The sequence below is a fragment of the Nitratireductor aquibiodomus NL21 = JCM 21793 genome (genome assembly GCF_000615975.1).
In the GTDB taxonomy this organism is placed as follows: domain Bacteria; phylum Pseudomonadota; class Alphaproteobacteria; order Rhizobiales; family Rhizobiaceae; genus Nitratireductor; species Nitratireductor aquibiodomus.
This window is the reverse complement of the sequence record NZ_BAMP01000127.1, coordinates 1-9,666: the sequence shown is the minus strand read 5'-3', so window position 1 is coordinate 9,666 and position 9,666 is coordinate 1. Positions and strand designations below refer to the sequence as shown.

At 62.1% G+C, this 9,666-nt stretch carries 11 protein-coding genes and 1 pseudogene; 6 read left to right on the top strand and 6 right to left on the bottom strand.

What is annotated here, in order from left to right; translation table 11 throughout:
* On the top strand, positions 1-589 hold a 589-nt coding region (locus tag JCM21793_RS21595), incomplete at its 5' end, for a tripartite tricarboxylate transporter permease (RefSeq protein ID WP_025031691.1).
* A 21-nt stretch (positions 590-610) separates the two neighbouring features.
* On the opposite strand, the gene purU is transcribed toward JCM21793_RS21595, so the two are convergent.
* On the bottom strand, positions 611-1,465 hold the full coding sequence (purU, locus tag JCM21793_RS21590; RefSeq protein WP_025031690.1) for a formyltetrahydrofolate deformylase: 855 nt from the start codon (positions 1,463-1,465) through the stop codon (positions 611-613).
* Between the two features lie 252 nt (positions 1,466-1,717).
* On the opposite strand from purU, the gene JCM21793_RS21585 reads away from it, so the two are divergent.
* The 5 genes and pseudogenes from JCM21793_RS21585 (at position 1,718) to iolG (ending at position 6,667) form a co-directional block, all read left to right on the top strand.
* Positions 1,718-2,551, top strand: a complete 834-nt coding sequence (locus JCM21793_RS21585) for a TIM barrel protein (RefSeq protein ID WP_036541358.1) — start codon at positions 1,718-1,720, stop codon at positions 2,549-2,551.
* A 223-nt stretch (positions 2,552-2,774) separates the two neighbouring features.
* Positions 2,775-3,719 carry a sugar ABC transporter substrate-binding protein gene (locus JCM21793_RS21580; RefSeq protein WP_025031688.1) on the top strand — a complete coding sequence of 315 codons (945 nt, stop codon included), beginning with the start codon at positions 2,775-2,777 and terminating at the stop codon, positions 3,717-3,719.
* A gap of 121 nt (positions 3,720-3,840) precedes the next feature.
* A pseudogene (locus JCM21793_RS27635) lies at positions 3,841-4,826 on the top strand (ABC transporter permease).
* Positions 4,827-4,842: 16 nt separating this feature from the next.
* Complete coding sequence (locus JCM21793_RS21570; protein WP_007007235.1) at positions 4,843-5,628, top strand: ATP-binding cassette domain-containing protein; 786 nt, start codon at positions 4,843-4,845, stop codon at positions 5,626-5,628.
* A 37-nt stretch (positions 5,629-5,665) separates the two neighbouring features.
* A complete protein-coding gene (iolG, locus tag JCM21793_RS21565; RefSeq protein ID WP_025031687.1) occupies positions 5,666-6,667 on the top strand; it encodes an inositol 2-dehydrogenase in 1,002 nt (333 codons plus the stop codon).
* Between the two features lie 7 nt (positions 6,668-6,674).
* Here iolG and thiD read toward each other — a convergent pair whose 3' ends face one another.
* From thiD to JCM21793_RS21540, 5 genes are all read right to left on the bottom strand, one after another.
* Positions 6,675-7,412, bottom strand: a complete 738-nt coding sequence (thiD, locus tag JCM21793_RS21560) for a bifunctional hydroxymethylpyrimidine kinase/phosphomethylpyrimidine kinase (RefSeq protein WP_244439944.1) — start codon at positions 7,410-7,412, stop codon at positions 6,675-6,677.
* Between the two features lie 2 nt (positions 7,413-7,414).
* Positions 7,415-8,020, bottom strand: coding sequence for a thiamine phosphate synthase (locus JCM21793_RS21555; RefSeq protein ID WP_025031685.1), 606 nt, complete (start codon positions 8,018-8,020; stop codon positions 7,415-7,417).
* Positions 8,017-8,790 carry a thiazole synthase gene (locus tag JCM21793_RS21550; protein ID WP_025031684.1) on the bottom strand — a complete coding sequence of 258 codons (774 nt, stop codon included), beginning with the start codon at positions 8,788-8,790 and terminating at the stop codon, positions 8,017-8,019. Before JCM21793_RS21550 ends, JCM21793_RS21555 begins: the two co-directional genes overlap by 4 nt.
* 1 nt (position 8,791) lies before the next feature.
* Positions 8,792-8,989: a sulfur carrier protein ThiS gene (gene thiS, locus JCM21793_RS21545; protein ID WP_025031683.1), complete on the bottom strand. Its 198-nt coding sequence runs from the start codon at positions 8,987-8,989 to the stop codon at positions 8,792-8,794.
* The coding region (locus tag JCM21793_RS21540; protein ID WP_025031682.1) for an FAD-dependent oxidoreductase at positions 8,973-9,666 on the bottom strand (694 nt) is incomplete at its 5' end. The genes JCM21793_RS21540 and thiS, both read right to left, overlap by 17 nt.

Sequence of the window (9,666 nt, the reverse complement as noted above, 5' to 3'; positions counted from 1 at the left end):
CGGCAACAACGCGGCATCCGGCGGCGCGCTCATCCCCATGTTGACACTCGGCGTGCCGGGCAGCGGCACCACGGCCGTCATGCTGGCACTGTTGATCTCGCTCAACATCCAGCCCGGCCCGCTGCTTTTCGACCGGCAACCGGATCTCGTCTGGGGCCTGATCGCCGCGCTTTACATCGCCAACATCGCCCTGCTCATCATGAACATTCCGATGATCGGGTTCTTCACGCGCATGCTCTCCATGCCGCAATGGGTGCTGATGCCCTTCGTCGTCATGGTCAGCTTTCTCGGTGTCTATTCGATCAGCCACTCCACCTTCGACCTGTTCGTCATGGTCGGGTTCGGGGTGATGGGCTATATCCTGCGCATGCTCGGCATCTCGCTGGTGCCGGTCATTCTGGGCCTGCTTCTGGGTGCGGACATGGAAAACAATCTGCGCCGCGCGCTGTCCATCTCGAACGGCGATTTCCAGATTCTGTTTTCCAGCCCCATCGCGCTGACGCTCTACGCCATCACCGCCACCATGCTCGGCCTCGCCTTCCTGCTCGCCTTCCGCGCACGCAGAAGAGCCCGCGCGACGGCGGGGTGAGACCCCATGTGTTGACAGGTGTCACCCGAAAACGACGGTCTTGTGCCCGTTCATCATCACCCGGTTTTCCAGGTGCAGCTTGACGGCACGGGCCAGAACCCGGCTTTCGATGTCGCGGCCCGTGGCGACGAAATCCTCAGCCGTCATGGCATGCGTCACGCGCTCGGTTTCCTGCTCGATGATCGGACCTTCGTCCAGATCGGGCGTCACATAATGCGCCGTCGCGCCGATCAGCTTCACCCCGCGCTCATGCGCCTGATGATAGGGCTTTGCGCCCTTGAAGCTCGGCAAAAAGGAATGGTGGATGTTGATCACCTTGCCGTAGAGCCGGTTCGAAAGCTCGTTGGAAAGCACCTGCATGTAGCGCGCGAGGATGACGAGATCCGCACCCGTCTCCTTGAACAGCTCGAGAAGCTTTGCCTCCTGTTCAGCCTTGCTCTCCTTCGTCACCTTCCAGCAGTAATAGGGGATGCCCTCCATCTCCGCCGTGCGACGTGAATCCTCATGGTTCGAGACGATGGCCACGACCTCGGCATCGAGCCAGCCGACGCGGATCTGGTAGAGCAGGTGCAAAAGCGCGTGATCGAACTTCGACACCATGATGATGATCTTCGGCCGCCGCGTCGTGTCGGTGATCGCGGTTTTCATCTCGAAGCGGGCAATGGCCGGTTCAAGCGCACGCATCAGCCCGTCGCGCTCCACACCATTGAGCGCGGTCGCAGCGATGCGCATGAAGAAGCGGTTCGTCTGCCGGTCCCAGAACTGGTTGGATTCGGCGATGTTGGCACCAAGACCGGCAAGCTCCGTCGTCACCGCCGCCACGATGCCGGGGCGGTCTTCGCAGGTCAGATTGATGTGAAACGTCTTCTCGGTCATGGCGCGGCCTGAACTGATGGATTGCTGAGTGAACACCCGGAAGGGTGCCGGGGTTATACGCCATCGGGCCGGGATTGAAACTGCGTTAATGTCACGGCATGGAGAGCCGGTCAGCATTTCCCGCAGACTGGATTTTCACAGACCCGAAAGCCTGTATGCGGCTTTTCCAACGGGATCGCGTTGACGCTGTTGCGTCGCACGGACATGTTTTCGCCAACCGGCCAAAGAGCCGCCATTCCCGAGGAGACATCGATGCCCGCGACAGCACCGTTCTTCGCGCTCAATCACATGAGCGCGCCCAACCACACGATTTCCGACTTTTTCGATCTCGCCGTTTCTCTCGGCATGAGGGGCGTGGAGATTCGCAACGACCTGCAGGGCAATGCCATTCTGGATGGCACGCCTGCCGCAGCTATGCGCCGGGAAGCGGAGGCGCGCGGCCTGCGCATTCTCTCCATCAACGCGCTGCAGCGCTTCAACGAATGGAACGACACCCGTGAGGAGGAAGCACGATCGCTGATTGCCTATGCGCGCGACTGCGGCGCCGAGGCGCTGGTGCTCGTTCCGGTCAATGACGGCACGGGACAGGCCGATGGCGAACGGCAGAACAATCTGCGGATCGCGCTCAAGGCATTGCGCCCGCTTCTGGAAGACGCCGGAATTGTCGGCCTGGTGGAGCCGCTGGGCTTCGAGATCTGCTCATTGCGGCTGAAATCGGAAGCCGTCGAAGCCATCGCATCGCTCGATGCCGCCGGCACCTTCCGGCTTGTGCACGACACGTTCCACCACACACTTGCCGGCGAGGACGAGCTGTTTGTCGCAGAGACGGGGCTCGTTCACATTTCCGGCGTCGTCGACGAGGCGCTTGCGGTTCGGGACATGCGGGACGGGCACCGCGTGCTGGTCGACAGAAGCGACCGGCTGGACAATGTCGGGCAGATATCAGCCCTGCTTTCCGGCGGTTTTTCGGGACCACTGTCGTTTGAGCCATTTGCCGAAAGTGTGCACCGGACTGCCAACCTGAAGAGAGACCTTGAGGAAAGCATGACGCATATCCGCGAGAATGCTCTCCAGCCACGCGCCTGAGGCGAAACGGAGAATGGAATTTCGCCTTGACGCAGCCACACAAAATAGAATAAATATTACATATTGAGCCCCTAACGGTTCCGGAATTCTATTTTATGGAGTGCCGGGCGGTTGAAAATTGAGGACTTCTGCCGTCCATCCCGATGGAGTTCATAAATTCACATTGCAGGATTCCGGCCAAAGCGGGTGCTGCCGGACACCCATCGTGTGGAGGAGCATTCAGATGAAAAAGCTTATGATGGGCGTTGCCGTTTCGGCACTGATGTCCACCTCGGCCATGGCCGAGACGGTCGGTGTCTCGATGGCTCTGTTCGACGACAATTTCCTGACCGTTCTGCGCAATGGCATGGTCGACTATGCCGACACGCTGGACGGCGTGGATTTGCAGGTTGAGGACGCGCAGAACGACGTCGGCAAACAGCTGAACCAGATCCAGAACTTCATCGCCTCGGGCGTCGATGCGGTCATTGTCAACCCGGTCGACACCGACGCCACCGTCGCCATGACCAAGGCAGCAGCCGATGCGGGCGTGCCGCTCGTCTTCGTCAACCGCGAGCCGGTCAATGTCGACGATCTGCCGGACAATCAGGCTTTCGTCGCATCCGACGAGCGCGAGTCCGGCACGCTGGAGACACAGGAAATCTGCCGTCTCCTCAAGGAGAAGGGCAAGGGTGACGGCGCGAAGATCGTCGTCATGATGGGTGAACTCTCCAACCAGGCAGCGCGCATGCGCACGCAGGACGTTCACGGCGTGATCGCCACCGACGATTGCTCCTTCATGGAAATCGTCGAGGAGCAGACGGCCAACTGGCAGCGCACCGAGGCAACCGATCTGATGACCAACTGGCTCTCCGCCGGGCTGGAGTTCGACGCGCTGGTCTCCAACAATGACGAGATGGCCATCGGCGCTATCCAGGCCATGAAAGCCGCCAACATCTCCATGGAAGACATGCTCGTGGGCGGTGTCGACGCGACCCAGGACGCGCTGGCTGCAATGGCCGCGGGCGATCTGGACGTGACCGTGTTCCAGGATGCGGCCGGCCAGGGCAAAGGCGCGCTCGATGCGGCCCTCAGGCTCGCCAAGGGTGAAGACGTCGATCAGAAGGTGTATATTCCCTTCCAACTCGTAACGCCGGACAATATGGATCAGTTCACGACCAAGAACTGATTTTGTGGACCTGACGGCGGCGGCCGCAGAGCCGCCGCCATCCCGCCGGCCCGTGCCGGCTCCCCTTGGCGGAAAAACGATGGCAAATCAGGCACAAGCAGTTTCCGACAGCGCCGCGGAAATGCTCCAGAAGCGTCCGCGCTCTCACGAATTGAATGCGTTGCTCGGCCTTGTCGGCATCGCTCTCATTTTCGAAATTCTCGGCTGGATTTTTCAGGGACAGAGCTTCCTGTTCAACACCCAGCGCCTTTCCATCATGATCCTGCAGGTTTCGGTGGTTGGCATCATCGCCATCGGCGTCACGCAGGTCATCATCACCGGCGGCATCGATCTTTCATCGGGTTCTGTGGTTGGCGCCACGGCGATGATTGCCATGAGCTTCGCTCAGGTGAGCACCTATCCGCGCGCAGTCTATCCGGAACTGACCGATCTTCCCGTCATCATCCCCATTCTGATCGGCCTTGCCTGCGGCATTGTCGCGGGCATGATCAACGGGCTGCTGATCGCCTTCACGAAGATTCCTCCTTCATCGCCACACTGGGCATGATGGTGACGGCGCGCGGCATAGCCAAATGGTACACGAAGGGCCAGCCGGTCTCCTTCCCGACCGACAGTTTTGCGGCCCTCGGGCAGGGGATGACCCCGGTCTTCATCTTCCTGGCGATCGCGGCTCTTTTCCATGTGGCGCTCAAATATACCGTCTATGGCAAGCACACCTATGCCATCGGTTCCAACGAGCAGGCGGCGCGCATGTCGGGCATCAATGTCGAGCGGCATCTGGTGCTGGTCTATACGATTGCGGGTCTTCTCGCCGGTCTTGCCGGCATGGTGATCGCCGCCCGCGGACTGACCGCGCAGGCCGGCATGGGCGTCATGTATGAGCTCGACGCCATCGCCATGGCCGTTATCGGCGGCGTCTCTCTTTCCGGCGGACGCGGCTCCATCGTCGGAACGCTGATCGGTGCCGTCATCTTCGGCGTCATCATATCCGGCTTCACCTTCCTGCGGCTCGATGCCTACTATCAGGAAATGATCAAGGGCGTGATCATCGTCGCCGCCGTGGTGGCCGATGTCTACCGCCAGCGCATGCGGCCACGGTCGCGCTGAACCCCGGGAGGAACCAATGACAAACGCAGAACGCAAGGTCATCCTCAGAACCGAGGGTCTGACCAAGCACTATGGCGGTGTACACGCGCTTCAGGACGCGGATTTCGAGCTCCTCGACGGCGAGCACGTGGCGATTGTCGGCGACAACGGTGCCGGAAAGTCGACCTTCGTGCGACAGATCACCGGCGTCGAGCGCCCCACTGCCGGCAGGATACTGTTTGAAGGGCGGGAGATGGATTTTCAGAACCCCGTCGACGCCCGCGAGGCAGGCATTGAGGCGGTGTTCCAGAATCTGGCGCTTGCCGACGATCTGGACGTGCCTTCCAACATCTTTCTTGGCCGGGAGGAAACCTACTTCAATCTCGGTCCGTTCAGCTTCCTGAACGAGAAGAAGATGTTCCAGCGCAGCCAGGAAGCGCTCGAGCAGACGGGTGTGAAAATCCCCAATCTGCACAACTCGATCGCCAACATGTCCGGCGGTCAGCGCCAGTGTGTCGCCATCAGCCGCGCGGCAAGCTTCGCCTCGAAGCTGATCCTCATGGACGAGCCCACGGCAGCCCTTGGCGTGCAGGAAACGACGCAGGTGGAAAACATCATCCGTGGTCTGAAGAAACGCGGCATTCCGCTGATCCTCGTCAGCCACAATCTCAGACAGGTCTTCAATCTGGTCGACAAGATCTGGGTGTTCCGGCGCGGCCGCATCGCCGGCATGCTGGAGGCCGACAAGACGGACGGAAACGAAGTGGTCTCGCTGATCACCGGCGTGCAGTCCGGCGTCCACGAGAACGCCAGTTACATCTGAGACAAAACCTTCAGGAACCCATACAGAAAGACCCTCTATGACCGTGAACTTCGCGCTTCTTGGTGCCGGGCGCATCGGCAAGGTGCATGCAAAAGCGATCGCCGGGAATGGGGACGCCCGGCTTGTCGCCGTTTCCGATGCCTTTGCGGAGGCAGCGCAGGCCGTCGCGGACACCTATGGCTGCGCGGTGCGCTGCATTGAGGATGTCGAGGCCGACAGTAGCATCGATGCCGTTGTCATCTGCACGCCGACCGACACCCATGCGGATTTGATCGAGCGCTTCGCCCGCGCGGGCAAGGCGGTTTTCTGCGAAAAGCCCATCGATCTCGATCTTGCCCGGGTGAAAGAGTGCCTTGGCGTCGTGAAGGAAACGGGTGCCGTGCTGATGGTGGGTTTCAACCGCCGCTTCGACCCGCATTTCACCGCCGTGCGCGCAGCCATCGACGAAGGCCGGATCGGCCCTGTCGAGATGGTGCAGATCACCTCGCGCGATCCCGGCCCGCCGCCCATCAGCTACATAAAGTCATCGGGTGGCATCCTGCGTGACATGACGATCCACGATTTCGACATGGCGCGCTTCCTGCTGGGCGAGGAGCCCGAGACGGTCTTCGCCACTGCTTCGGTTCTGGTCGATCCGGCCATTGGCGAGGCCGGGGATTTCGACAGCGTTTCCGTCATCCTCACCACCGCATCCGGTCGGCAATGCAGCATCTCCAATTCGCGCCGCGCCACCTATGGTTATGACCAGCGGATCGAGGTGCTGGGTGCGGCGGGTGCAATCGCGGCGGAAAACCAGCGGCCCGTTTCCATCGAGATCGCCAATGCGCAGGGTTTTACCCGCCCGCCGCTGCATGACTTCTTCATGACCCGCTATACGGAAGCCTATGCAGCCGAGATTGCCAGCTTCGTCGCCGCCATTGTCGAGGGCAAGCCGGCGTCACCCTCGGGCGAAGACGGTCTGCGCGCGCTGGCGCTGGCCGATGCGGCGCTGCTTTCGATCAAGGAAGGTCGTGCGGTAAAGCTGTCAGAAATCCTCTGACAGGGAGTCAGTTGGCAAGCCAGCGTTCGGACAAGTGGGTTTTTGCCGCGCGCACGCTGGCCTCCAGCCCGTCACCCCGGGCAAGGCCGGCGGCGATGGCGCTGGCCAGCATGCAGCCCGTGCCACGCATCGTGCCAGGAAGACGCGGGCCCTCGAACCGCAGCGGCGGTTCCCCCGCCTGAAACAGCGTGTCCACGGCGCGCGCGCCTTCAGCGTGCCCGCCTTTCACGAGAAGAGCCTGCACCCCGCCTCCGAGCAAATGGCCTGCTTGTGAATGCAGATCCGCCGCGCTCGCCGTCTCTTCCTCTCCCGTCAGAATAGCCAGTTCGGGCAGGTTCGGTGTGACGAGGCTGCAAAGCGGCATCAGGCTTTCGCGCATGGTTTCAATGGCATCTTCGGCAAGCAGCGCCCGCCCGGACGATGATGCAAGAACGGGATCGAGAACCACCGGGAGAGGGGCCTGCTCACGCAAGACGGCCGCAACACGCTTCACGGTTTCGCAGCTCCCAAGCATACCGATCTTGATGGCTGCGACAGAGTTTGCCGAAAAAGCCGCACGGATTTGTGCTTCCACCAGATCTGGAGCACATAGGTCGACACTCTTTACCGTGTCATGCGTTTGCACCGTCACCGCTGTGATCGCGAGGCAGGACTTCACGCCAAAGGCAGCAAGCGTCTCGACATCCCGTGCAACACCCGCCCCGCCCGAGGAGTCCGAACCGGCAATCACAAGCACATGCGCCATGCTCACCGCCATTGCGCGGTGGCCGCCAGCCATTCGCGTGTGCGCGCCTCAGGATCGGCATTGAGCGTGATGTCAGTCACCACGGCAGCACTATCGGCCCCTGCCGCAAACACGCCGGGAAGCCGCTCGGGGTTCAGCCCGCCAATCGCCACCAGAGGCACGTTGCCAACACGCTTTCGCCAGTCGGCCAGCCGGTCGAGCCCCTGCGGTCGCCATCTCATCTTCTTCAGAATGGTCGGATAGACCGGCCCGAGCGCCACATAATCCGGCTTCGCGGCGAGTGCCGTGCGCAGCTCCGCCCCGTCATGGGTGCTGATGCCGAGCTTCAGCCCCGCCGCGCGGATCGCATCGAGATCGGCCTCAGCCAGATCTTCCTGCCCCAGATGGATGAAATCGCAGTCCGTCTCGATGGCCAGCCGCCAGTGATCATTCACGATGAGCTGGCAATCGTGTTCGGCACAGATGTGCTTTGCCTCGATGATTTCTTCGCGAAGCCCCGCTACATCCATCTCCTTGATGCGCAACTGCACGAGCTTCACGCCAAGGGGAATGAGCCGGGCGATCCACGCCGCACTGTCGACGATCAGGTAAAAGGGGTCGAGTTTCATTCAAACACCGCCTTGCCGATCACCGGCGTTGAGGGGACGGCCATGTCGCGCGGCTCCAGCGGCCCGGCCAGAAAGGCCTTTCGCCCCGCTTCCACAGCTCCGCCAAAGGCCTCTGCCATCGCCACAGGGTCACCCGCTTTCGCCACGGCCGTGTTTAATAGAACGGCGTCAAACCCGAGCTCCATCACCATGGCCGCATGCGATGGGCGTCCGAGCCCCGCATCCACGATCAACGGGATATCGTGAAAGGCTCCACGCATGGCCCGAAGCCCATCCACATTGATCGGCCCCCGCGCCGAGCCGATGGGCGCGCACCAGGGCATAAGCACCCCGCATCCCGCCTCTAGCAGCCTTTCCCCAACCACCAGATCGTCGGTCGTGTAGGGAAACACCCTGAAACCATCATCGCTCAGGATGCGCGCGGCCTCGACAAGGCCGAACACATCCGGCTGGAGCGTGTCGTGATTTCCAATCACCTCGAGCTTGATCCAGTCCGTGCCGAAAAGCTCTCGCGCCATCTGCGCCGTGGTCACCGCCTCTTTCACCGAATGGCAGCCCGCCGTGTTGGGCAGAACACGCACACCGAGCTCCCGGATCAGCTCCCAGAACCGGCCGCCCGTGCGGTTGCCCGCCATCTCGCGGCGCAGCGATACGGTCACGACCTCGCAGCCGCTTGCCCGCACCGCATCCGCCATGATGGCGGGGGAGGGGTATTGCGCGGTGCCAAGCAGAAGCCGCGAGGACAGGGTTTCGCCATAAAGCTCCAGCATGTCAGCCTCCCTGCATGGGCGAAAGGATCTCGATCCGGTCCCCGTCTTTGAGCGCGCACCGGCTTCGTTCCGCTGCCGGAACGATCTCGCCGTTGCGCGCGGTGGCGAGGAAATCGGGCGCGTAGTCCAGTTCGTCGAGCAGGGCGGCCAGCGTTGTTGACGTCACCTCCCGCACTTCGCCATTAACCGTGAGCTTCATCGAACACCTCCACGCGTTCGTTCAGGATGAGGGTTGCCGCCTCGCGCGCCATGGCCGGCGAGAGCAGAAAGCCGTGGCGGTAGAACCCGTTCACGCTGATGCCTTCCGGCGTGCGCTTCACGCGCGGCAGATTGTCGGGATAGGCGGGGCGCACGCCGGCACCCGTCTCCACGATCTTCGCCTCGGCAAAGGCCGGATGCAGGCTGTAGGCCGCGTTGAGCAATTCCATCATCGAGCGGGCGCTGATCGGACCGGCATCATCGCTCTCGATCATCGTCGCGCCCACCATGAAGTGGTGATCCGCACGCGGCACGATATACACCGGTATGCGCGGATGAAGCAGCCGCACCGGGCGTGACAGGTTGATCTCCTGCGTCCTGAGAATAAGCATCTCACCCCGCACCCCGCGCAGCTCCGGATCCGCCGCTGCCATGCCGGTGCAATCGGCAATCCTGTCCGCCTCGACCTCCATTTCGCAGACGAAACGAACACCCGCCTTCCTCAGCCCCTCGACAAGCGCCGTCAGCGCCCGCCGTGGATCGAGATGGGCCTCGCCCCGAAAGAAAAGCCCACGCCGAAACCGGCCCGCAAGATCAGGCTCCAGCGCGGTCACTGCTTCGCCCTCCAGCCATTCATGGCCGGAAGTGCGCGCGGCAAAGCGGTCGAGCTCCGCCCGG

What these genes read in the sequence shown, in the direction of transcription:
- purU (WP_025031690.1), bottom strand. Translation starts at nt 1,465, where the DNA reads ATGACCGAGAAGACGTTTCACATCAATCTGACCTGCGAAGACCGCCCC.
- JCM21793_RS21585 (WP_036541358.1), top strand. Translation starts at nt 1,718, where the DNA reads ATGCCCGCGACAGCACCGTTCTTCGCGCTCAATCACATGAGCGCGCCC.
- JCM21793_RS21580 (WP_025031688.1), top strand. Translation starts at nt 2,775, where the DNA reads ATGAAAAAGCTTATGATGGGCGTTGCCGTTTCGGCACTGATGTCCACC.
- JCM21793_RS21570 (WP_007007235.1), top strand. Translation starts at nt 4,843, where the DNA reads ATGACAAACGCAGAACGCAAGGTCATCCTCAGAACCGAGGGTCTGACC.
- iolG (WP_025031687.1), top strand. Translation starts at nt 5,666, where the DNA reads ATGACCGTGAACTTCGCGCTTCTTGGTGCCGGGCGCATCGGCAAGGTG.
- thiD (WP_244439944.1), bottom strand. Translation starts at nt 7,412, where the DNA reads ATGGCGCATGTGCTTGTGATTGCCGGTTCGGACTCCTCGGGCGGGGCG.
- JCM21793_RS21555 (WP_025031685.1), bottom strand. Translation starts at nt 8,020, where the DNA reads ATGAAACTCGACCCCTTTTACCTGATCGTCGACAGTGCGGCGTGGATC.
- JCM21793_RS21550 (WP_025031684.1), bottom strand. Translation starts at nt 8,790, where the DNA reads ATGCTGGAGCTTTATGGCGAAACCCTGTCCTCGCGGCTTCTGCTTGGC.
- thiS (WP_025031683.1), bottom strand. Translation starts at nt 8,989, where the DNA reads ATGAAGCTCACGGTTAATGGCGAAGTGCGGGAGGTGACGTCAACAACG.